At 61.4% G+C, this 20,595-nt stretch carries 20 protein-coding genes and 1 tRNA gene; 15 read left to right on the forward strand and 6 right to left on the reverse strand.

Features of this window, described 5'->3' with window-relative positions; genetic code table 11:
- Positions 1–106 precede the first annotated feature (106 nt).
- Positions 107–475, forward strand: a complete 369-nt coding sequence (locus R2N11_RS22875) for an ArsR/SmtB family transcription factor (protein WP_316682483.1) — start codon at positions 107–109, stop codon at positions 473–475.
- 38 nt (positions 476–513) lie between these two features.
- Here R2N11_RS22875 and R2N11_RS22880 read toward each other — a convergent pair whose 3' ends face one another.
- A complete protein-coding gene (locus R2N11_RS22880) occupies positions 514–1,161 on the reverse strand; it encodes a TetR/AcrR family transcriptional regulator (RefSeq protein WP_316682484.1) in 648 nt (215 codons plus the stop codon).
- Between the two features lie 96 nt (positions 1,162–1,257).
- Here R2N11_RS22880 and R2N11_RS22885 point away from each other — a divergent pair, with 96 nt between their 5' ends.
- The 4 genes from R2N11_RS22885 (at position 1,258) to R2N11_RS22900 (ending at position 5,616) form a co-directional block, all read left to right on the forward strand.
- Positions 1,258–2,808 carry a flavin-containing monooxygenase gene (locus tag R2N11_RS22885; RefSeq protein WP_430715468.1) on the forward strand — a complete coding sequence of 517 codons (1,551 nt, stop codon included), beginning with the start codon at positions 1,258–1,260 and terminating at the stop codon, positions 2,806–2,808.
- Between the two features lie 17 nt (positions 2,809–2,825).
- Positions 2,826–3,800: an alpha/beta fold hydrolase gene (locus R2N11_RS22890; RefSeq protein WP_316682485.1), complete on the forward strand. Its 975-nt coding sequence runs from the start codon at positions 2,826–2,828 to the stop codon at positions 3,798–3,800.
- Positions 3,801–4,015: 215 nt separating this feature from the next.
- A complete protein-coding gene (locus R2N11_RS22895; protein ID WP_316682486.1) occupies positions 4,016–4,933 on the forward strand; it encodes a PilZ domain-containing protein in 918 nt (305 codons plus the stop codon).
- Between the two features lie 302 nt (positions 4,934–5,235).
- Positions 5,236–5,616: a cytochrome c gene (locus R2N11_RS22900; RefSeq protein ID WP_199032374.1), complete on the forward strand. Its 381-nt coding sequence runs from the start codon at positions 5,236–5,238 to the stop codon at positions 5,614–5,616.
- A 255-nt stretch (positions 5,617–5,871) separates the two neighbouring features.
- Here R2N11_RS22900 and R2N11_RS22905 read toward each other — a convergent pair.
- The 5 genes from R2N11_RS22905 to R2N11_RS22925 all read right to left on the reverse strand — a co-directional run bounded on the left by R2N11_RS22905 (position 5,872) and on the right by R2N11_RS22925 (position 10,474).
- A tRNA-Met gene (locus tag R2N11_RS22905) sits at positions 5,872–5,948 on the reverse strand.
- Between the two features lie 61 nt (positions 5,949–6,009).
- Positions 6,010–7,713, reverse strand: a complete 1,704-nt coding sequence (locus R2N11_RS22910; protein WP_199032373.1) for an MFS transporter — start codon at positions 7,711–7,713, stop codon at positions 6,010–6,012.
- Between the two features lie 199 nt (positions 7,714–7,912).
- Positions 7,913–8,218 carry a DUF4212 domain-containing protein gene (locus R2N11_RS22915; protein WP_199032372.1) on the reverse strand — a complete coding sequence of 102 codons (306 nt, stop codon included), beginning with the start codon at positions 8,216–8,218 and terminating at the stop codon, positions 7,913–7,915.
- Positions 8,215–9,774, reverse strand: coding sequence for a sensor histidine kinase (locus tag R2N11_RS22920; protein ID WP_316682487.1), 1,560 nt, complete (start codon positions 9,772–9,774; stop codon positions 8,215–8,217). Before R2N11_RS22920 ends, R2N11_RS22915 begins: the two co-directional genes overlap by 4 nt.
- Positions 9,767–10,474 carry a response regulator gene (locus tag R2N11_RS22925; protein ID WP_316682488.1) on the reverse strand — a complete coding sequence of 236 codons (708 nt, stop codon included), beginning with the start codon at positions 10,472–10,474 and terminating at the stop codon, positions 9,767–9,769. The genes R2N11_RS22920 and R2N11_RS22925 overlap by 8 nt, the downstream gene beginning before the upstream one ends.
- A gap of 279 nt (positions 10,475–10,753) precedes the next feature.
- Here R2N11_RS22925 and recA point away from each other — a divergent pair, with 279 nt between their 5' ends.
- The 10 genes from recA (at position 10,754) to R2N11_RS22975 (ending at position 20,552) form a co-directional block, all read left to right on the forward strand.
- Positions 10,754–11,815: a recombinase RecA gene (recA, locus tag R2N11_RS22930; protein WP_021196603.1), complete on the forward strand. Its 1,062-nt coding sequence runs from the start codon at positions 10,754–10,756 to the stop codon at positions 11,813–11,815.
- A gap of 96 nt (positions 11,816–11,911) precedes the next feature.
- Positions 11,912–12,391: a recombination regulator RecX gene (recX, locus tag R2N11_RS22935; protein WP_316682489.1), complete on the forward strand. Its 480-nt coding sequence runs from the start codon at positions 11,912–11,914 to the stop codon at positions 12,389–12,391.
- Between the two features lie 287 nt (positions 12,392–12,678).
- Complete coding sequence (locus tag R2N11_RS22940) at positions 12,679–13,305, forward strand: DUF2889 domain-containing protein (protein WP_316682490.1); 627 nt, start codon at positions 12,679–12,681, stop codon at positions 13,303–13,305.
- Between the two features lie 66 nt (positions 13,306–13,371).
- On the forward strand, positions 13,372–14,538 hold the full coding sequence (gene sucC, locus R2N11_RS22945) for an ADP-forming succinate--CoA ligase subunit beta (RefSeq protein ID WP_316682491.1): 1,167 nt from the start codon (positions 13,372–13,374) through the stop codon (positions 14,536–14,538).
- Positions 14,539–14,622: 84 nt separating this feature from the next.
- Complete coding sequence (gene sucD / locus R2N11_RS22950; protein ID WP_021196607.1) at positions 14,623–15,504, forward strand: succinate--CoA ligase subunit alpha; 882 nt, start codon at positions 14,623–14,625, stop codon at positions 15,502–15,504.
- A 167-nt stretch (positions 15,505–15,671) separates the two neighbouring features.
- Complete coding sequence (locus tag R2N11_RS22955; RefSeq protein ID WP_316682492.1) at positions 15,672–16,370, forward strand: TerC family protein; 699 nt, start codon at positions 15,672–15,674, stop codon at positions 16,368–16,370.
- 184 nt (positions 16,371–16,554) lie between these two features.
- Positions 16,555–17,064: a pilin gene (locus tag R2N11_RS22960; protein ID WP_316682493.1), complete on the forward strand. Its 510-nt coding sequence runs from the start codon at positions 16,555–16,557 to the stop codon at positions 17,062–17,064.
- Between the two features lie 351 nt (positions 17,065–17,415).
- On the forward strand, positions 17,416–17,892 hold the full coding sequence (locus R2N11_RS22965) for a pilin (protein WP_430715470.1): 477 nt from the start codon (positions 17,416–17,418) through the stop codon (positions 17,890–17,892).
- Positions 17,893–18,122: 230 nt separating this feature from the next.
- Positions 18,123–19,889, forward strand: coding sequence for a PglL family O-oligosaccharyltransferase (locus tag R2N11_RS22970; RefSeq protein WP_316682495.1), 1,767 nt, complete (start codon positions 18,123–18,125; stop codon positions 19,887–19,889).
- 150 nt (positions 19,890–20,039) lie between these two features.
- Positions 20,040–20,552 (forward strand): pilin, encoded by a 513-nt coding sequence (locus R2N11_RS22975; protein ID WP_316682496.1) that lies wholly within the window; start codon positions 20,040–20,042, stop codon positions 20,550–20,552.
- The last annotated feature ends 43 nt before the right edge of the window (positions 20,553–20,595 follow it).

Genomic DNA, 20,595 nt, shown 5'->3' on the forward strand with positions numbered 1-20,595 from the left:
GAGGGAACTGCAATGGAGGAAGACGACACGATACGGGTCCTTGTACGAGTTTTCTCGAACTATATGTTAGTTCGAGAAAATTCGTACAAGTGATACAGTGGCACGGATGAAACGCACCTCTTTGCCCAAGGCAGCCGCTGAGTCGGCTGACCTTCCTGAGCCGTTGCCAGAACCGGCCCTGGAAGATCTACAGTTGGACGCCATCTTTGGCGCGCTGGCGGACCCATTGCGCCTGACCATCGTGCGCAAGCTGATGCTGGAATCCGAGGCGTACGACCACCCGTGCGGCTGGTTCGGCTTCGATCGGCCGAAATCGTCGCTGACCCACCATTTCAAGGCGTTGCGAGAGGCCGGCGTGCTGCGCCAGCGGCAATACGGGCTGGAGCGACGCAGCCGCGTGCGCACCGAGGATCTTGACGCCAGGTTTCCCGGCCTGCTGCAACTGGTACTTGCGTGGGAGCCGTCCGACGCATAGAGGTGGACAGCCCCGGTGGGGTGCTTGAGGCGGGGCTGCTAGCGTGCCGCCATGGCCTGCAACGTGCCGAGCAGCACCTGCCGGCAGTTGCGCACCATCTTCTCTTCCGGATCTCGGTACCCGGTCAGCAGCCAGGCTGCGCCCACATTGGTCATGGCGCCCACGAGCGCGAGGCCGAGGATCCGGTGGTCCGCGCGCAGGTCGGCGTTGTCGGTGCCGAGCGGCTGCACATTCGCCATGATCTGTTTGCCGAACTCCATCAGGTTGCGCTGGTAGGTCGCGTCGGTCTCCGGGCTCACACCCATCACCTCGAGCAGAAGCACGCGCGCCGCGCACGGGTCACGCAAGAAGGTGAAGAACGCGTGCAGGCCGGCGTCGACGCGCGCTTCCAGCGTGCCGTCCACGGCAGCCGTGGCTTGTGACACCTGCGCGCGCAGGCCTTCGGCATGTTGCTGATAGGTTGCGCGCAGCAGCGCTTCCGTGCTGTCGAACGCTGCATAGAAGTAACGATCGTTCAGCTTCGCCTCCTGGCAGATCGCCCGGACCGTCGCTTTGCGGAAGCCCACCGTGCCGAAGACGCACGTGCCGGCGCGGATCAGCGCTTCGCGGCGCTCTGCTGCGCGTGCTTCTGGCGCCACCCCGCCATACGGGCGGCCCTTCTTGGCCGTTTCAAATGTTTTCTCCATTTCGCTATTTGACGTCAGGACGCTGAAAAATTAAAGTGGTGACAACGTACACCATATTTAAGGCGAAAATCGCCAAGCCGCCAACCAGGAGGGCGCATGGAGACGACGATCGAAAGGGCAGCCGCCGCGCAACCGCCCCGAAGCCGTGCCACGGCATCGGATACGGAGTTCGATGTGCTGATCGTCGGTGCCGGCCTGTCCGGCGTGGGTGCGGCTTACCACCTGCGCGAGCGTTGCCCATCGGCCCGCTTCGCCATTCTGGAGAGCCGCGCGACCATGGGCGGTACGTGGGATTTGTTCCGCTACCCCGGCATCCGCTCCGACTCCGACATGTTCACGCTCGGCTACAGCTTCCGCCCGTGGCATAGCGACAAGGCCATCTCCGACGGCCAGACTATTCTCGATTACATCCAGGACACGGCGCGCGTGTTCGGCATCGACAAGACGATCCGGTACCAGCACAAGGTCACGGGTGCCAGTTGGGATTCGGCTACCGCACGTTGGACCGTGCGCGTGCTGCGCACCGAGGGTGATCGACAGGAAACGCTGCACTACACATGCAAGTTCCTCTACATGTGCAGCGGCTACTACGACTACGAAGAGGGCCACGCACCTGCCTGGGCGCAGATGGAGCAGTTCCAGGGGCGCATCGTCCATCCGCAGCATTGGCCACAGGACCTGGATTACGCCGGCAAGCGCGTCGTTGTGATCGGCAGCGGCGCAACTGCGGTCACGCTGGTGCCTGCAATGGCCGATACCGCACAGCACGTGACGATGCTGCAACGCTCACCTACGTACATCGTGTCGCGTCCGGAGCAGGACGCCGTGGCCAACACGCTGCGCCGCTGGTTGCCAGCGGGGCTTGCGCACCGGCTCGTGCGTACCAAGAACGTGCTGCTGACGATGTACTTCTACGGCCTTGCGCGCCGCAAGCCCCGTGCGTTCAAGGATTTCATCATCCGCATGGCCGGCAAGCAGATCGGGCCCGATTTCGATGTGCGCAAGCACCTCACGCCGCGCTACAACCCGTGGGACCAGCGCCTGTGCCTGGTGCCCGATGGCGATCTGTTCAAGACGATCCGCTCGGGCCGCGCCTCGATTGCAACAGACGAGATCGAATGCTTCACGCCCACCGGCCTGCAGCTCAAGGGCGGGGAGCATCTCGATGCCGATGTGGTCGTCACCGCCACTGGGCTCAAGCTCAAGGTGCTGGGCGGCGCGGGGGTGACCGTCGATGGGCGGCCCGTAGACCTGTCGCAGACGGTGTCGTACAAGGGCATGATGTACAGCGGCATTCCGAACCTTGCCTCGTCGTTCGGCTATACGAATGCCTCGTGGACGCTCAAGGCCGAACTGATTGCGCAGTACGTGTGCCGGCTGCTCAACCACATGCAGGCCAACGGCTATGACGTTTGTGTGCCCCGGCTCGACGATGACGCGATGGGCCTTGAACCCGCTGTCGACCTGACTTCGGGCTATATCCAGCGTGCGGCGGGCATTCTGCCCAAGCAGGGCACCAAGCAGCCGTGGAAGTCATATCAGAACTACGCACGCGATCTGATGATGCTCAAGTTCGGGTCGCTTGCCGATGATGCGATGCAGTTCGAGCGCCGCGGCCAACCGGTCGGCGCCCGGCAAACCGCCTAAACCACTTTGGGGGCACTGTGACCAGCACCATCCTGACTGTCGTCGCTATCCTGATTGCGGTGATCGCCGTACTGGTGGCGTTCACGTTTTTCACTGCGCGCCGCGTGACCAAGGGGTTTCCGCCGGAAGGCAAGTTCATCGATGTCGATGGTGACCGCGTGCACTACACCGATCAGGGCAGCGGTCCGGCCATCGTGTTCGTGCACGGCCTGTGTGGAAACCTGCGCAACTTCGCCTATCTGGAACTCGAGCGGCTGACGCAATCGCACCGCGTGATCCTGATCGACCGGCCGGGGGCGGGGCGCTCGCTTCGCGGGGATGCAACACCGGCCAACGTCTATGCACAGGCACGCACGATCGCGCGGTGCATTGAAAAGCTTGGGCTCGACAAGCCCGTGCTGGTGGGGCATTCGCTGGGTGGAGCGATTGCACTGGCGGTTGGGCTCAATCATCCCCAGGTGATCCGCAGGCTTGCGTTGATCGCCCCGCTCACGCATGCGGAGAGCACGCCGCCTGGCGCATTCAACGGCCTGGTGCTGCCTTCGCCGCTGGTGCGCCGGCTGGTCTCGTGGACGCTGGCGATTCCCCTGTCGATCATCAGTTCGCGCAAGGCGGTCGAGGCTGTGTTTGCACCCGAAGCCATGCCACAGAGCTTTCCGTTCAAGGGCGGTGGCCTGCTGGGGCTGCGTCCGCACGTGTTCTACGCGGCGTCGTCTGACTTGGTCTGCGCGCCGCAGGATCTGCCGGACATGGAGCGTCGCTACGCGTCGATGACGGTGCCGGTGGATGTGCTCTACGGCAAGGGGGATCGCATCCTCAATTACACACGCCAGGGCGAAGCACTCAAGCAGAAGCTCGACCGCGTGAACCTGCGCATCGTGGCAGGCGGCCACATGCTGCCTGTCACGCAACCGGGGTTGACGACGGATTGGGTGTTGGGGATCGCGGCATCGGAACTGACGCCCACGCAAGCCACTGCGCTGGCAGGGTAGGCAGGTAGTCGACATGGCAACAAGCCCCGTTTGATGCGGGGCTTTGCTGTTTCTGCCGTCCATGCTGGGGTGTGCTTTTTGAGTCACTTATTACCGCGTGGTGCACATGCGGTGTGTAGCCGCGTCCCCCGCGCAAGGGGTATCGCACCCGGACGAGGTGCGCGGCACACTCCTCGCGGCCACGCAGCCGCGCGCAACCCTCGTCAAGAACAACCATGCTCATCAAGCTCGCTTCCGGCGATCTCCGGCTTGACAGGCCTATCGACTTCGCCATCTACAACGCTGACGGTGCCCTGCTTCTCCAGAAGGGGCAGGTGGTCACGTCCGACATTCTGTTGCAGCGGCTGTACCGTCTCGGCTATCGGCGCAACACAGTGCATGCCGGAAGGTTTGGGTTGAAGCCTGTCCACGCATCGACCGCAGAGAAACATCCGTCGCAGGCCTCAAGCGGGCAGGAAGCCGAGGGTGTTGCGCCAGGCAGCGATGCCGAACCGTTGCTCACCAAGCCTTCATCGTTGCCGAATCTCACGCAGAAGGTGGAGTTCTTCCACCTGACGGCCGGCGATGCCAAGGATGTGCTGCGCGTGGAGCTGGTGGGCGTGATACCTGGGCAAGCGTTGATCGTGCAATGCGTGGCGGACGAGAACGCCCTCGCATTGACGGAAGGCGTGCCGTACGACGCCCGGCTCTTCACCGGCTCGCGGCTGTTCAAGTTTTCGACGGCGTTGCTGCCGGAAGCGGCGGGGCCTTTCGGCTGCTACTTCCTGCGCTATCCGGAGGCCGTCGCGCAGGCGCTCGTGCGCAAGCATCAACGCGTGATCACGGCGTTTCCGGGTGAGTTGTCCTCAGGCGAGTATCAACGTGCCGCTGTTGATGTGGTGGTCGAGAACGTCAGTACCACGGGCGCAGGTGTGTCGGCCAAGGAGGATTTTCTGATCGTGGGGCGCACCGCGCGGCTCAGGGTGGATCTGGCCATCGAGCATCGCACGCGGCCCATCACGGTATTCGTCGAGGTTCGCAATCGCCGGCAGGACGGCGAGCGCTTCGTCTACGGCCTGGAGTTCTCTCGGATGCCCGAAGAGACGCGGCGCGATATCAAGGACTTCGTGTTGGAAAGCCTTGCGCTGCAGTAGGGGGCGCTGCGCGGGTGCGCAGACAAACAAAAGCCGCTCTTACGCAAGCAATGGTGACCTTTCTGACATTCGGTGGTGAATCCGGGGTGTTCAACGGTTTGACAAAACCCCTTTTCCCATCAACAATTCGCTCCGAAAAATGTGAGTTGATTTATAAAGTGGGGCAAAAAAAAGTGTCTCATATTCGCCCCAACAGGTAGCCCAATTGCAGAAGGTGAAAGTTGAAGGCAGTGGGCCCGTCACAGTAATTCCACAACGCAAAAATGCGGATCTGAGCTGATCCCGATGAAAGCACGGAATGTATGAGAGCTAAAGGAAATTTCATCGCAGCGTTGATGCTGCTGCTTCTAACGCCATCGATATCCTTTGCGGACAGTATCAATGGAGAGCGGATTTTCGTGAAGAGATGCGCCATGTGCCATGGTGTGGATATTAAGGGCACAGGGCCGTTGGCCAACAAGAGCAGCCCTCCAACACCGGATCTCACAACGCGAGCGTTCAAAAAACGCCTAGCCGATTATCCGGGGGTCATTGTGTCATCTGTCATACTTCGCCCAAACGGGGATTTGATTCCGAAAACTCTGCGGGAGAATGGCGTAAAACTGGCCCCATTCACGTGGACGGTTAAAGATTTTCGCGACCTGAATGAGTATATGACGGGCGTAATCTCAAAAACGAATTGACGGCGTCGCCGCGCAATGTTTCGAGATCATCCAAAAAATTTAGAGTGAAAGTCAGAAGTCAGCGCCAACAAAAAAGCACCCCAAAGGGTGCTTTTTTTATGCCATCAAACTGTTGCGCATGACGATCAAGTCGTACCCACAGTGGTGTGACTATTGGCGCAGTTGGGGCAACTTGCGGGTGGGGATGCCCACCAAGTGACCCACCGAACGAGAAAAAGGCTCTGCAACCTGTTGATTGCAGAGCCTTTCTGAAGATGGTGGCGAATCAGGGACTCGAACCCCGGACCTGCGGATTATGATTCCGTCGCTCTAACCGACTGAGCTAATTCGCCGAAGAAACGAAATTCTACAGCCTTCGACGAATCTGTCAAGCCCCTTGATTCGTCATGTTGCTCAGTCGTTCTTGTAGATGTCCACGTCCTTGGTCTCCCGTACGAACAGCACGCCAATCACGAAGGTGATGGCTGCGATCCAGATCGGGTACCACAGCCCGTGATAGATGTTGCCGTTCTGGGCCACCAGGGCGAACGAGATGGTCGGCAGCAGCCCCCCGAACCAGCCGTTGCCGATGTGATACGGCAACGACATCGACGAGTAGCGGATGCGTGTGGGGAACATTTCCACCAGCATCGCCGCGATCGGGCCATAGACCATGGTCACGTAGATCACCAGGATCACCAGGATCACCAGCACCATGACCGTGTTCATCTGTGCCGGATCGGCCTTGGTCGGGTAGTTGGCGGCCTTGAGCGACTCGCTCACCTGCTTCTTGAAGTCGGCAATCTTCGCCTTGCTCTCCGCGTCGAAGCTCTGGCCGTCCGCCGTGCGGGTGGCGTTGAGCGAGGCGATCTGCTTGCCTGCGATCGAGACCGAGGCAACCGTACCGGCCGGGCCTTCCACCGTTTCGTAGCTGGCCGACGATTGCGCCAGCGTGCGCTTGGCGATATCGCATGACGAGCGGAAGTCCACCTCACGGGCAATCGGGCTGCCCTGGAACGAGCACTCCTTGGGGTCGACCGTGATGGTGATCTGCGCGGTTTGCTGGGCACGCTCCAGCGCCGGGTTGGCGTAGTGCGTGAGCGCCTTGAACAGCGGGAAGTAGGTCAGCACCGCCAGCAGGCAGCCGGCCATGATGATCTTCTTGCGGCCGATGCGGTCCGACAGCGAGCCGAAGAACACGAAGAACGGCGTGCCGATGGCCAGCGCCACGGCAATCAGCACGTTGGCCGTGAACGCGTCCACCTTCAGCACCTGGGTGAGGAAGAACAGCGCGTAGAACTGGCCCGTGTACCACACCACGGCCTGGCCCGCGGTCAGACCGAGCAGCGCCAGGATCACGATCTTCAGGTTACGCCACTGGCCGAAGGCTTCCGTCAGCGGGGCCTTGGAGGTTTTGCCCTCGGCCTTCATCTTCTGGAATGCCGGCGATTCGCTCATCGACAGGCGGATGTACACCGACGTCGCCAGCAGCAGGATCGACACCAGGAACGGGATACGCCAGCCCCAGTCGTCGAACGCCTTGCCGGTCAGTTCGCGCACCACCAGGATGACGACCAGCGACAGGAACAGGCCCAGCGTGGCCGTGGTCTGGATCCACGAGGTGTAGGCGCCGCGACGGCCATGCGGCGCGTGCTCGGCGACATACGTGGCAGCACCACCGTATTCACCGCCCAGCGCCAGACCTTGCAGCATGCGCAGCGCGATCAGGATGATCGGTGCGGCCACGCCAATCGTGCCGTAAGAGGGCAACAGGCCGACGATAAACGTCGACGTACCCATGATCACGATGGTGACCAGGAACGTGTATTTGCGGCCGATCATGTCGCCCAGCCGGCCGAACACCAGCGCGCCAAACGGGCGCACCAGGAAGCCGGCGGCAAAGGCCAGCAGTGCAAAGATGAAACCCGCCGTTGGATCCAGGCCCGAGAAGAACTGCTTGGCGATGATTGCCGCCAGCGAGCCGTAGAGATAGAAGTCGTACCACTCGAACACCGTCCCGAGCGACGAAGCGAAGATGACTTTCTTCTCCTCCTTCGTCATGGGCGCAGGCTGGACACGCCCGGCGGGCGCGTTCGGTGCACTTTGCACGGTTGCCATGTTGTCTCCTGTTTTCGTAGGTCGTCCCGCTGGGCATGGACATGACAACGCAAAGCAATCGCCCGCGGAATTGTGAACGATTGTGGGAAGCGAAACTTACTGCGTTCTGACACGAACACCCCATCAACGGGGCAATTTCGTCGGGGTATACACGAGGATGTGCGCGTTGCGTTGCAGCGCAATTTGCTGCTTCAGCGCATCAAATGGAAGGCGGTGGAGAGGGCTCGGTGGCTTCGTGATGCGATGCCTCGTCATCCTGCGATGCAGCATCCGCAGCGCGGTTGGTGCGCCACGCATACAGCACGGTGATCAGCACATAGACGATGGGTGCGCCTTGCCCTGCCACCCAGTAAGCGAACGGCCAACCGAAGAAGCGCATCGACAGATCGCGCGCGAAAAACGCCACCACATAGGTGACGACAAACCACACCCCCAACAGCGCGGCGATCCAGCGCATGTTGGCGATCCAGCGTTGGCGTGCGGGCGTTCCGGGCGTGATGCTCATGCGGTGGTTTCCCCATCCGGTGCGCAGCGATGCAGCGTGATGCGAAAGCGCGCGCCCGCCACGCGTGGCGATGTCTGGTGGACGTTGTCGAGCACCTCGATGTCGCCGCCGTGCTGCTGCACGATCTCACGCACGATGGCCAGGCCCAGTCCGCTGCCCTCGGCCTGCGTGCCGAGAATGCGATAGAAGCGCTGCATCACGTGTTCACGTTCTGCCACGGGGATGCCGGGGCCGGTGTCGTCCACGTCGATGAACACGAACGGCTCGAACGGTGCGGTGGTCACGCGCACCGTGACATGACCGCCATCGGGCGTGTAGCGGATGGCGTTGTCGAGCAGGTTGTTGAGCATCTCGGCCAGCATCGTGGCGTTGCCGGACGTCATGACCGGTGGGCCAGGCTCTTCGAAGCCGAGGTCGATCCGCTTGGCCCACGCTTTCTGCAGCCAGTCAGCCACCACCTGCCGCGACAGCGCGCAGATATCGAGCGGCACCATGCCGTCGGTTGCGCCCATGTTCTCCATGCGCGCCAGCGAGAGCAATTGCTTGACAAGGTGCGCCGTCCGGTCCGAGCTGTCGGCGATGTGGGCTAGCGTGCGGCGCAGCTCGTCGGGCGACTGTTCACGCTGCGCGAGTTCCGCCTGCATGCGCAGGCCGGCCAGCGGCGTCTTCATCTGGTGTGCGGCATCGGCAATGAAACGCTTCTGCGTCTGCACCGATTGCTCCAGCCGCCCGAGCAGGTCGTTGAACGATGCCACCAGTGGCGTCAGCTCCTGCGGGGCGGCGCCTTCGTCAATGGGGCTGGTATCCCCCGGGTTGCGTGCGCGGATGCGCTCCTGGATCGCATTGAGCGGTGCCAGCCCGCGTGTGAGCCCGAACCACACCAGAATGACCGCCAGCGGCAGGATCACGAACTGCGGCAGGATCACGCCCTTGATGATTTCGTTGGCCAGTTGCGCACGCTTGTCGAGCGTTTCGGCCACTTGCACCAACGCGGGTTTGCCGCCGGTCATGCCGGGGCGCTGCACAAACGTATACGCCACACGGATCTCTGCGCCATGGATGTGGTCGTCGCGCAGCTGCACGAGACCACCGGCGTTGGCGTCTTCCTCAGGAGGCAGCGGCAGATCGCGATCGCCCGAGACGAACTCGCCGCTCTCGCCGAGCACCTGGTAATAGATGTTGTCGGTCTCGTCGGCGCGCAGGATCTCGCGCGCGGAGATCGGCAACTGCAGCGTCACGCGTCCGTTCACCTCACGCAACTGCTGGCTGAGTACGATGGCGCTCGATTCCAGCGCGCGGTCGTACGGCGCATTCGCAATCGACTTGGCCACGAGGTACGTCACCGCAATGCTCATCGGCCAGAGCAGCAACAGTGGCGCGAGCATCCAGTCGAGAATCTCGCCAAACAGCGATCGCGCGACGGGCCCGGTGGCGTCGTCTTCGAGATGGGGGAGGGTATCGGCGAGGTCGCGGTCGTCGGCCTGGGGTGCAGCGCTGGTACGCGGTGCGCGCGGTATCCGGTGGCGACGCCACGGCCAGGCCAGCCGATCAGCCATGGGCAGCAGCAGGGTTGGCGGGGGTGGCGGCGCGCTCCAGGCAATAGCCCAGTCCGCGTACGGTGGCAATGCGGATGCCATCCACCTCGATCTTCTTGCGCAAGCGGTGGACGTACACCTCGATGGCGTTGTTGCTGACTTCTTCGCCCCAGCCGCACAGGTGGTCGACCAACTGCTCCTTCGACACCAGCCGGCCCGCGCGCGCCAGCAGGATTTCCAGCAGCCCGATCTCACGCGCTGACAGGTCGATCATCTGGTCATGGATATAGGCGATGCGGCCAACCTGGTCGAACGCCAGGGGGCCGTGCCGGACGAGCGTGGCGCCGCCGCCGGTGCCGCGTCGTACCAGCGCACGCACGCGTGCCTCCAGCTCGGACAGGGCGAAGGGCTTGGCCATATAGTCGTCTGCGCCCAGGTCCAGGCCCTTGACGCGGTCTTCCACGCTATCTGCGGCGGTTAGGATCAGCACCGGCAGCATGGCCCCGCGCGAGCGCAGGCGTCTGAGCACCTCCAGCCCCGACAGGCGCGGCAGCCCCACGTCGAGGATCAGGAGGTCATAGGTCTGGGCCGTCTGTGTGGCAAGCGCCGCATCGGCGGCGGCCCCGTCTTCTGCCCGGTCGACGGCATAGCCGGCCTGGCGCAGCGAACGGGTCAGCCCGTCGGCCAGGGTGGCGTCGTCTTCGGCTATCAGGATGCGCATGCGTGTCTCCCCGCGATGCTGGGCAAGGGTCTGGCTCGCCCATCCCGCCCGCTACATTGTTTACACGCGTGTTGTTGCGCAATCGCTGCGCTGGAGACTTGTCAAAACCACTGGTTTTTTATACAGTACTCCGAATTCGCGGTGCTGTAGTCTTGGCGGCGCTAAAGTATCAAGATTGGTTCCAGCGTCAGGCCGTGCAGCTGATTGCTGTTGCGAACAAACGCAGGAATCATCGGCCCTTGCGGCCCATTTATACACCAAATCGCACGAAGGACGACCATGGAAGACGGCAAGAAGGCAGCCACGATGAGCGCAGAAAAGCAGAAGGCGCTGGCTGCCGCACTCGCGCAGATCGAAAAGCAGTTCGGCAAGGGCTCCATCATGAAGATGGGCGATGCCGAGGTAGAGCCGGTCCAGGTCGTGTCCACGGGCTCGCTGGGGCTGGACGTGGCGCTGGGCGTTGGTGGTCTGCCGCGCGGCCGCGTGATTGAGATCTACGGTCCGGAATCGTCCGGTAAGACCACGCTGACACTGCAGGTGGTTGCCGAGATGCAGAAGCTGGGCGGCACCTGCGCCTTTATCGACGCGGAACATGCGCTTGACGTCACTTACGCTGACAAGATCGGCGTGAGCGTGCCGGACCTGCTGATCTCCCAGCCGGACACGGGTGAACAGGCCCTGGAAATTGCCGACGCGCTGGTGCGTTCGGGCTCGGTCGACCTGATCGTGATCGACTCGGTGGCTGCCCTGGTGCCCAAGGCTGAAATCGAAGGCGAAATGGGCGATGCGCTGCCCGGCCTGCAAGCCCGTCTGATGAGTCAGGCGCTGCGCAAGCTCACCGGCACGATCAAGAAGACCAACTGCATGGTGATCTTCATCAACCAGATCCGCATGAAGATTGGTGTGATGTTCGGCTCGCCTGAAACCACCACGGGCGGTAACGCGCTTAAGTTCTATGCTTCGGTGCGTTTGGATATCCGCCGCATTGGCTCGATCAAGAAGGGCGACGACGTGGTCGGCAACGAAACCAAGGTCAAGGTCGTCAAGAACAAGGTGGCGCCGCCGTTCCGTGAAGCCATCTTCGACATCCTCTACGGCCAGGGCGTGTCGCGCGAGGGCGAGATCATCGACCTGGGCGTTGAGGCCAAGATTGTTGAGAAGTCCGGCGCCTGGTACAGCTACGGCGGCGAGCGCATCGGCCAGGGCCGTGACAACTGCCGCGAATACCTGCGCGAGAACCCCGACCTGGCCCGCGACATCGAGAACAAGGTCCGCGAAGCGCTGGGCGTGACCCCGATGAGCGCCGTCGTGGCGGCCGCAGTCGAGGTTGAGGAAGAGTAATTGGGTTGGCCGCCGGCGCAGATCGGCGGCTTTATCGAGCTTCATACGCCTGCCGTCCCCCAACGGCGGGCGTTTTTCTTTGGGGCGTGAAACCACATGCCGTTGCCGCGTCAACCGCTATCACTCAAGGCGCGCGCGCTGGGCTATTTGTCCCGGCGCGAGCATAGCCGTGCCGAACTGCGCCGCAAGCTGGCGCCGCACGCCGAATCTGCAGAGGAGGTGGACGCGCTGCTGGATTGGTTGGAGGGTGAGAACTGGCTGTCCAATGCGCGCTTCGCGGAAAGCGTGGTGCACCGACGCGCTGGCCGCTATGGCACAGCCCGGTTGATGCAGGAACTGAAAACGCATCAGCTCGGCGAAGAAACGCTGGGCGAGGTGAAGGCCCAACTGCAAGGTACCGAGGTGGCACGAGCCAAGGCACTCTGGGACAAGCGCTTCGGCCGCCCACCGGCCAATCTGGCCGAACGCGCCAAGCAAGTCCGCTACATGATGGCGCGCGGATTCTCCCGTTCGGTAGTCTCGCGCATCATCTCGGGCGCAGACGAATTGCTGGGCGAAGGTGACGAATCCGACTGAACGTCGGCGATCTCCCAACAATTTGCGCGGACAATCCGTTTGCGTGCCGATCCAAGGGGTTGCACCCTGATCGGTCGTTGCAACCCTTCCGGCACCGCATTGCAGCATACGACGCAGTACAGTCGTAACGACGTGTTAAAATCCATGGCTTTGATACCGTCTGCTACTTCGGTGGCGAGGCGGTTGTGTTCGTGTGTGGTGGCTGATGCGCTGCTACATACGTCCCGTAGGCGATGCGCGAGATCCGCGTGCGCCGCCTTCATCGGTCCTATCGGTCTGTCTGGTCCATGCCTCTGTCTGCTCCCGTCCCGCGCGTCATGCGCCACCGCCGTGCCATCACGGTGGAAGCCTATTTGCGGGAAGACGGTCTGTGGGACATCGAAGCGCGCCTGACCGACACCAAGCCTCGCGATATCCCGTTGGCCAGCGGCGGCGTCCGCCCCGAAGGCCAGCCGCTGCATGACCTGTGGCTGCGCGTGACCATCGATACCCGCATGAACGTCGTCGACGCCGAAGCGTGCTCCGACTGGGTGCCGTATCCCACACACTGCGACACAATTGGCCCAGCCTATCGCAAGCTCATCGGCCTGAACCTGATGAAGGGTTTTCGAAAGGCCTCGCGTGAGAGACTAGGCGGCGTGGCGGGCTGTACGCACCTGACCGAGCTGTGCGGCGTGCTGCCGACCGCCGCCATCCAGGCGTTTGCGGGCGATGTCTTTCCGGTGCGCGACAACTCCAACGACCTCCGACCGATCGAGCCCGGCGAAAAACCGCCATATCAACTCCATGGCTGCCATGCCCTGCATCTTGAGGGCGAGGTGGTCCGCAAGCACTATCCGCGCTGGTATGCCTACCAGCCCGAAGCCAAGATCCAACCGCCACGCACCGAGCCGTCGCCAGAGCCCTCGTCCTGAAGGGCGCCGCACTGCTCGCGTTTTCAACACTCATCACACTCACTCTGCCTAGCAAAGGAAACACGCATGAATATCCATGAGTACCAAGGCAAGGAAATCCTGCGCAAATACAATGTGCCGGTTCCGCGCGGCATTCCGGCCTTCTCGGTCGAAGAAGCCACCAAGGCTGCTGAAACCCTGGGCGGCCCGGTGTGGGTCGTGAAGGCACAGATTCATGCGGGCGGCCGTGGCAAGGGCGGCGGCGTGAAGGTTGCCAAGAGCATGGACCAGGTCAAGGAATACGCCAGCAGCATCCTGGGCATGACCCTGGTGACGCACCAGACTGGCCCGGAAGGCAAGCTGGTCAAGCGCCTGCTGATCGAAGAAGGCGCGGACATCAAGAAGGAACTGTACGTGTCGCTGGTGGTGGACCGTGTGTCGCAGAAGGTCGCGCTGATGGCCTCGAGCGAAGGCGGCATGGACATCGAAGAAGTCGCTGAATCGCACCCGGAAAAGATCCACACGCTGATCATCGAACCGTCGACCGGCCTGACCGACGCTGACGCTGACGACATCGCCCGCAAGATCGGCGTGCCGGATGCTTCGATCGCGCAAGCCCGCCAAGCCCTGCAAGGCCTGTACAAGGCATTCTGGGAAACCGACGCTTCGCAAGCTGAAATCAACCCGCTGATCCTGACCGGCGACGGCAAGGTCATCGCCCTGGACGCCAAGTTCAACTTCGACTCGAACGCGCTGTTCCGTCACCCGGAAATCGTCGCTTACCGCGATCTGGATGAAGAAGATCCGGCCGAAATCGAAGCCTCCAAGTTTGACCTGGCCTACATCTCGCTCGACGGCAACATCGGCTGCCTGGTGAACGGCGCCGGCCTGGCCATGGCCACGATGGACACCATCAAGCTGTTCGGCGGCGAACCGGCCAACTTCCTGGACGTGGGTGGCGGTGCCACCACCGAGAAGGTGACCGAAGCCTTCAAGCTGATGCTGAAGAACCCGGACGTGAAGGCCATTCTGGTCAACATCTTCGGCGGCATCATGCGTTGCGACGTGATCGCCGAAGGCGTGATCGCCGCGGCCAAGGCTGTGTCGCTGTCGGTGCCGCTGGTCGTGCGCATGAAGGGCACCAACGAAGACCTCGGCAAGAAGATGCTGGCTGACTCGGGTCTGCCGATCATCGCCGCTGACACGATGGCAGAGGCCGCCGAGAAGGTCGTGGCCGCAGCCGCCGGCAAGTAAGCCGCCCGCTGAACCAACCATACGCGAACGCGAGTTGCGCTTATTGAGGCAACTCGCTGCCAAAAGGCCAAAAAGGATTACAGCATGTCGATTCTGATCAACAAAGACACCAAGGTCATCACCCAGGGGATCACCGGTAAGACCGGCCAGTTCCACACCCGCGGCTGCCGCGACTACGCCAACGGCAAGGCCGCCTTCGTGGCCGGCGTGAACCCGAAGAAGGCCGGCGAAGACTTCGAAGGCATTCCCATTTACGCCACCGTCAAGGACGCCAAGGCGCAAACCGGCGCAACCGTGTCGGTGATCTACGTGCCGCCCGCAGGCGCTGCTGATGCGATCTGGGAAGCCGTTGAAGCCGAGCTGGACCTGGTGGTTTGCATCACCGAAGGCATCCCCGTGCGCGACATGATGATGGTCAAGGACAAGATGCGTAAGGCCGGCAGCAAGACGCTGCTGCTGGGCCCGAACTGCCCGGGCCTGATCACGCCGGACGAAATCAAGATCGGCATCATGCCGGGTCACATCCACCGCAAGGGCCGCATCGGCGTGGTGTCGCGCTCGGGCACGCTGACGTACGAAGCCGTGGGCCAGCTTACCGCGCTGGGCCTGGGCCAATCGTCGGCAGTCGGTATCGGCGGCGACCCGATCAACGGCCTGAAGCACATCGACGTGATGAAGATGTTCAACGACGATCCGGAAACGGACGCCGTGGTCATGATCGGTGAGATCGGCGGCCCGGACGAAGCCAACGCGGCTTACTGGATCAAGGACAACATGAAGAAGCCGGTGGTTGGCTTCATCGCTGGCGTGACCGCGCCTCCGGGCAAGCGCATGGGCCACGCCGGCGCGCTGATCTCGGGCGGTGCCGACACCGCGCAAGCGAAGCTGGACATCATGGAAGAATGCGGCATCAAGACCACCAAGAACCCGTCGGAAATGGCGCGTCTGCTCAAGGCGATGCTGTAATCGGCAAGGTTTGAGGTTGTGCGAGAACGGGAGCTTCGGCTCCCGTTTTTGTTTGCGCGCGAGTCATGAGCGATGCAGCGTGCGCACGAGGCGTGACCTGTGTATAAGCAAAGACGCGGTCTCTTGCCTGTTATCCCTATCCAACAAGAACATCTTTGGGAACATTCATGGTGCTTACGTCCAGCGCATTCTGGTTTGCGCTTGGTTCCATCATCCTGACCAATGTCGTGCTGTCGGGTGACAACGCGGTCGTTATCGCCCTGGCCGCGCGCAATCTGCCGCAGCGGCAGCAGAAGCAGGCGATCTTCTGGGGCAGTGCCGGCGCCATCGCGCTGCGTATCGTATTGACCATCCTGGCGGTGAAGCTGCTGGCCTTGCCGTATCTGAAGACGATTGGCGCAATGCTGCTGGTCTACATCGGCATCAAGCTGTTGGCTGAGGTCGATGAAGGCGACGCACACGGCCGCCACCAGCGCGATGGTCTGTGGCCCGCCGTTCAGACCATCCTGATTGCCGATCTGGTGATGTCGCTCGACAACGTCGTGGCCGTGGCCGCAGCGGCAGAGAAGGGGCCGCCGGGCACAGTCTTCCTGCTGCTTGTGCTGGGCCTCGGGCTGTCGATTCCGTTCATCATCTTTGGCAGCACGCTGCTGGTGGGGGTGATGGCGCGGTTTCCGATCATCGTGACGCTCGGGGCGGCATTGCTCGGCTACTTAGCGGGCGACATGCTCGTCACTGATCCGGTGGATGGCGCGTGGTTCGCGCATGCGGTGCCGCGTGCCGACATCGTGGTCGGCTGCGCGGGCGCGCTGCTCGTGGTTGCCGTGGGCTGGTGGTTGAGCCGCCGAACACTTCGCCAGGCCTAATCCGAAAGGTTCCCCCCGAAAGTAGGTGATGACGCGATTTGTCCAGAGTTCTGTCAAGAACGGTCAGATTTGCGTTCGAAATCTCGTCACAGTGCGCCAGTTTTCGCCCGTTAACACAGTGTGTGCCTTGGCATAGTCTCTGCACTGTGGCTTCCCACAACAAAATGCCTTTTGGGGAGAGGTCATGGGCTTCAAGCACAGCACGGGAACGAGGCGCCGCGCGCGCGGCTTCACATTGATCGAACTGATGATCGTGGTGGCGATCATCGGAATTCTGGCAGCGATTGCATTGCCGGCATACACCAACTACATGACGCGGGCGAAGTTGACCGAGGCTGTGACGACGCTGGATGCAGCACGCGTTGCGGTCAACGAGGCGTACTCGTCGAGCGGAGGTACATTCCCGAGCGCGAGTTCGCCTCCTATCATCACGCAGGCTGTCGCCAGTAACGCGCAATATGTGACATCTATCAAGTACAACCCGGGTGTGGCCTCGACCGTTGGGGTAGTCGTTACGCTTGGCAAGACTGGTATTGCACAAGTCGATGGCAAGTTCCTGGGGGTGTTCGGCACGGGCATGGCAGACGGTTCCGTCAGTTGGATTTGCGGTACCGCAAACACCGCCAATGACACTGCGTCTGGTGCTGGTGTGCAATCGATGTATCCGTACCTGCCTACAGCTTGTCAACACTGATATCGATGATCCAGGTTGATCGACCTTGCTAAAAGACGGGCAACAAGGTTTCTTGTTGCCCGTCTTTCTTTTGTCTCTCGTGCTTCGAGTGGGGGGCGGTTGAATGCCGCCCTTAAGTAACTCCGACCGCATCCGGACTTGGGGCAAATTCGACACCAAAATGTGATCTTAGAGCCACAAATGTAACGCCTTCTGTCACGGATGGTTGAAAGTTGACAATTGTTGTCACGACGACTGCCCAATTCGGGCGTTTTGGAGGGGCGAAACACGCGAAATAGACCTGGCACGGTCCCTGCTGTTACTAACTCGCTTCACCTTTAACCAAACATTCCGGGGGATTACATGAAGTCGATGCGTATCAACAAGCGTGTCCAGAAGGGTTTCACGCTGATCGAACTGATGATCGTGGTTGCGATCGTCGGTATCCTGGCTGCTATCGCGCTGCCGGCATACAACAACTACATGATCAAGTCGAAGCTGGTGGAAGCGACGACCGATCTGGACGCAGCTAAGGTTGCTGTGGCTGAGCAATACGCTTCGAACGGTGGTCTGGTGGTCGCAAGCTCGCCGATCGCACCGCTGGCTGCCAATGCCAAGTACGTCAGTGGTATTAGCTATAACACGACTGGCTCGAATGTGGCCGTGGTAGTGACGCTGAGCGGTACCGGCGCCAGCGCAATTGACGGTAAGTTCATGGGTATCTTCGGCGCCGGCCAAACTGACGGCACGATCAAGTGGCAGTGCGGCACCGCTGGCACCGCGAGCGCTACCAGCGTGGGCAACGTCCCTGCGATGTTCCCGTACCTGCCGTCTGCTTGCCAGAACTGATCACTATATTCTTGTTCTGGCCAGTCGCGTGTAATGGCTGGCTTGCCAAGGAATAAGAGAATTGCAAGGGCGCCTGTGGGCGCCCTTTGCTTTGTGCGGGTGCGCTGAGCGGGGTGGCATGTACGGAAAGCCATCAAGCTTAATTTGCGGTTCGTTCAACTACACTCGCGGACGTTGTAAGCGGCGCCTCGGTTGCGTCGCCCGACTCCCGTTTTCTCGCTGATTTGCGCATGCTTCGATCCCGACTTCAGTACATCCCGCTCTGGTTTGCTTTGGCCATATGCGGCGCGCTTCCCTTCCTGTTTGCACCGCATACGCTGCCGATGCCGACTTTCTATGCGGAATATGTCACGGCCATCTGCTGGATAATCTTCGCGATCGCCGTACTGGCGGTGACATGGAGAAGCAAGATCGGCCTGCCGCGGATCGCACTGGCGCCGCTCGCATTGATTGCCGCCTTGTTCGCGCAGTTGCTGCTTGCGCCGCCGCTGAATCCGTTCTTCTCGCTCGCCGCGACGGTGTTCCTGTTGGCCACTGCCGCCGCGTGTAGTCTGGGCGCCCGCAGCCGAGAACTACCCGGTGTTCTCGAGGCGTTGGCGATTGGCTTGATTGTCGGCGGCCTCGCAACGGTGGCGATTGAGTTGGTGCAGCTATTGCGCGTGCCGGATTTGTCGCCAGTGTTCATTGCTGCGTCTCCCGAACCCCCTCGCCGGCGCCTATGGGGCAACATGAACCAGCCTAACCATCTGGCGTCGTATCTTGCGTTCGGTTTGGCAGCCAGCATGTTCCTGGCACTACGTTGCCGTCGCGCGCGGTGGCCGCTGGCGGTGGTCGTTGTGCTCTTCCTGATCGGGATCTCTCTGACGTTCTCGCGGATGTCGTGGCTGCACATCATTGCGGTGGGTGGGCTGATCGGGATGGCCTGGACGGCGGATCAGCGCGGCTGGCGTCGCTGGATGCGCGCGTGTCTGCCGGTTGTTTTACTGGTGGTGACATACCAACTGTGCAGTTGGCTGGTCGAGTACGCCAACGCACTCTGGCATCTGGAGTTGTCCGCATCGACGGTCGACCGGCTGGGCGAGGGCACGGGGCGGACGCAGTTGTGGCTGCATGCATGGCACATGTTCGTCGCGCATCCGTGGCTGGGTGGCGGCTGGGGTGACTACGCCTGGAATCAGTTTGTACAGACCGAAGTGCTCGGCCCCGTCACGATGTCGCTGAATGCGCACAACATCGTTCTGGATCAACTGGCTAAGGTCGGCTTGCTTGGGTTGCTTGCCATTGCACTACCCATGCTCGGCTTCCTGTGGAGTTTGCGAAAGCGCAGGATGACGCCGGAGCTGGCATTCCTGCTTTCCATCGCGGCGGTCATGGGCGTGCATTCGATGTTGGAGTATCCGCTGCACTACCTGTTCTTCCTGCTGCCGTTAGCCTTTGTCCTGGGTTATGCGGATGAGTGCAACTTGCGGGTGCCTTCCAGCGGCATGGTCTTTGTATCTACCGCCGCGATTTCCATCGGCGGTATCGCCTTGATGGTGCATCTGTGGAGTGACTACAAGGCTGTGGAGCGCCTTCACTACGCGCCCGACGGGGCGCAGAAGGAAATCGCCAGGTATCGTGGGCATGGGCCGACGTTGCTGCTGCCTTACGAGAATCTCGCGTTCGCGATTCAGTGGAACGTGACCCCAGAGATGGCGTCATCCTTGGAGAAGCTCGAATTCCACGCCATGCAGTTCTATCCGGGGTCGCTCACGGTTCAACGCTACGTGCTCGCACTCGCGTATCTTGGGCGGACCGATGAAGCCATGGTGTACGCGCGTCGTATGCGCGGCAGCTATCCGGCCGACTACGCAACGCAGACTTGGATGCTCGCGCAGGCCTGTGAAAAACAGGGAGATGGCAAGCTGAAGACGCTTTGTACTCGGCTTAAGTCCGAAAACCTGCTCGCCCTGGCAGCAAAACCATTGGTTAAAGAAACTCCCGCCACGTCGCAATAGTGAAAGCGCCCTTTGGGCGCTTTCTTATTGGAAAAATCAAAAATCGTTGCGTCTTATATGGAGCTTCATCTGTTCGCTTAGTCTTCTTCCTCTCAAATGCCGAAAGAAAGCGGCAATTGAATATCTGAAATAACGATTAAGGAGGAGTCAATGCGTCTGAAGCGCTGTGTCGGCAAGCAAAACCAAGCGGGTTTTACCCTGATTGAGCTAATGATCGTTGTCGCCATCGTCGGTATTCTGGCGGCGATCGCCGTTCCGGCATATCAGGACTATGTGGCACGTTCACGTGTGACCGAGGGGCTGACATTGGCGGCAACGGCCAAGACGGCTGTGGCGGAGAACGCGACCACAGGCATGGCGCTGGATCAAGGCTATGCCTCAAATACATCGGCAACGCGCAATGTGCTTGCTGGAGGCATCACGATCAGCCAAGCAACAGGTGAAATTCAGATTGCCTATGCATCCAATGTGGCCCCTGATGGGGAGAATACGCTGGTTCTCAAGCCGACGGTGAATGGCGAACAACTCGCCATGAACACGCGACCCACGGGCCCAATTCGGTGGGACTGCTACGCGAGCGGTGTCGCTGCACGTGCGAATTCGGTGGCGCCGGCGTCGACGCCAACCCTGGATGCGAAGTACGCCCCCAGCGAGTGCCGCTGATTTCCGCGTACCCAAACAAAAGAGCGTCTCAGGACGCTCTTTT

Source organism: Ralstonia flaminis (assembly GCF_958415495.1).
Classification (GTDB): Bacteria; Pseudomonadota; Gammaproteobacteria; order Burkholderiales; family Burkholderiaceae; genus Ralstonia; species Ralstonia flaminis.

What these genes read in the sequence shown, in the direction of transcription:
- R2N11_RS22920 (WP_316682487.1), bottom strand. Translation starts at nt 9,774, where the DNA reads ATGGCTGATCGGCTGGCCTGGCCGTGGCGTCGCCACCGGATACCGCGC.
- recA (WP_021196603.1), top strand. Translation starts at nt 10,754, where the DNA reads ATGGAAGACGGCAAGAAGGCAGCCACGATGAGCGCAGAAAAGCAGAAG.
- recX (WP_316682489.1), top strand. Translation starts at nt 11,912, where the DNA reads ATGCCGTTGCCGCGTCAACCGCTATCACTCAAGGCGCGCGCGCTGGGC.
- R2N11_RS22970 (WP_316682495.1), top strand. Translation starts at nt 18,123, where the DNA reads ATGCTTCGATCCCGACTTCAGTACATCCCGCTCTGGTTTGCTTTGGCC.
- R2N11_RS22915 (WP_199032372.1), bottom strand. Translation starts at nt 8,218, where the DNA reads ATGAGCATCACGCCCGGAACGCCCGCACGCCAACGCTGGATCGCCAAC.
- R2N11_RS22875 (WP_316682483.1), top strand. Translation starts at nt 107, where the DNA reads ATGAAACGCACCTCTTTGCCCAAGGCAGCCGCTGAGTCGGCTGACCTT.
- R2N11_RS22960 (WP_316682493.1), top strand. Translation starts at nt 16,555, where the DNA reads ATGGGCTTCAAGCACAGCACGGGAACGAGGCGCCGCGCGCGCGGCTTC.
- R2N11_RS22965 (WP_430715470.1), top strand. Translation starts at nt 17,416, where the DNA reads ATGCGTATCAACAAGCGTGTCCAGAAGGGTTTCACGCTGATCGAACTG.
- sucC (WP_316682491.1), top strand. Translation starts at nt 13,372, where the DNA reads ATGAATATCCATGAGTACCAAGGCAAGGAAATCCTGCGCAAATACAAT.
- R2N11_RS22885 (WP_430715468.1), top strand. Translation starts at nt 1,258, where the DNA reads ATGGAGACGACGATCGAAAGGGCAGCCGCCGCGCAACCGCCCCGAAGC.
- R2N11_RS22910 (WP_199032373.1), bottom strand. Translation starts at nt 7,713, where the DNA reads ATGGCAACCGTGCAAAGTGCACCGAACGCGCCCGCCGGGCGTGTCCAG.
- R2N11_RS22955 (WP_316682492.1), top strand. Translation starts at nt 15,672, where the DNA reads ATGGTGCTTACGTCCAGCGCATTCTGGTTTGCGCTTGGTTCCATCATC.
- R2N11_RS22940 (WP_316682490.1), top strand. Translation starts at nt 12,679, where the DNA reads ATGCCTCTGTCTGCTCCCGTCCCGCGCGTCATGCGCCACCGCCGTGCC.
- R2N11_RS22925 (WP_316682488.1), bottom strand. Translation starts at nt 10,474, where the DNA reads ATGCGCATCCTGATAGCCGAAGACGACGCCACCCTGGCCGACGGGCTG.
- R2N11_RS22900 (WP_199032374.1), top strand. Translation starts at nt 5,236, where the DNA reads ATGAGAGCTAAAGGAAATTTCATCGCAGCGTTGATGCTGCTGCTTCTA.
- sucD (WP_021196607.1), top strand. Translation starts at nt 14,623, where the DNA reads ATGTCGATTCTGATCAACAAAGACACCAAGGTCATCACCCAGGGGATC.
- R2N11_RS22975 (WP_316682496.1), top strand. Translation starts at nt 20,040, where the DNA reads ATGCGTCTGAAGCGCTGTGTCGGCAAGCAAAACCAAGCGGGTTTTACC.
- R2N11_RS22895 (WP_316682486.1), top strand. Translation starts at nt 4,016, where the DNA reads ATGCTCATCAAGCTCGCTTCCGGCGATCTCCGGCTTGACAGGCCTATC.
- R2N11_RS22880 (WP_316682484.1), bottom strand. Translation starts at nt 1,161, where the DNA reads ATGGAGAAAACATTTGAAACGGCCAAGAAGGGCCGCCCGTATGGCGGG.